The 527-nt window shown below is 49.7% G+C and carries 1 protein-coding gene; it reads left to right on the top strand.

Going from position 1 to position 527, the window contains the following annotated elements:
* Window positions 1-527: SctT family type III secretion system export apparatus subunit VscT (vscT, locus tag R7Q11_RS29105; RefSeq protein ID WP_225467336.1), on the top strand; the 527-nt coding region annotated here is incomplete at both ends.

Here is a 527-nt window from a genome sequence, read left to right as displayed (position 1 = left end):
CAGGCTCATGGCGTGCTTTATCTTTCTGCCTATTTTGAGCAAACAGATGCTTGGCGGCGCAATGATCCGTAACGGCGTACTTTGCTCACTTGCGTTGTTTATTTTTCCCGTCGTAAACGAGCAAGCATTTCCCGCCGAAACTGACGGCCTTTGGTTGATTGTGATTCTAGGCAAAGAAGTCTTGCTGGGTATGCTGATTGGCTTTGTCGCAGCCATTCCTTTTTGGGCGATTGAAGCCACTGGCTTTTTGGTGGATAACCAACGCGGCGCGGCGATGGCGAGCATGTTCAACCCAACGCTGGGTTCTCAATCCACCCCAACGGCGGTATTACTCACCCAAACGTTGATCACCTTGTTCTTCTCGGGCGGTGGCTTTGTTGCATTTATCTACGCTCTGTTTAAAAGCTACACCACTTGGCCAATACTCGGCTTTTTTCCGATGGTCACGGACGCGTGGGTAAGCTTTTTCTATGATCAGTTTCAACAGTTAATGTGGCTTGGTGTCTTAATGTCGGCGCCACTTGTGC

It is taken from the genome of Vibrio sp. 970, from assembly GCF_033339075.1.
Note: the sequence above shows the minus strand (reverse complement) of the source record. Positions and strands in the feature narration are given on the sequence as shown.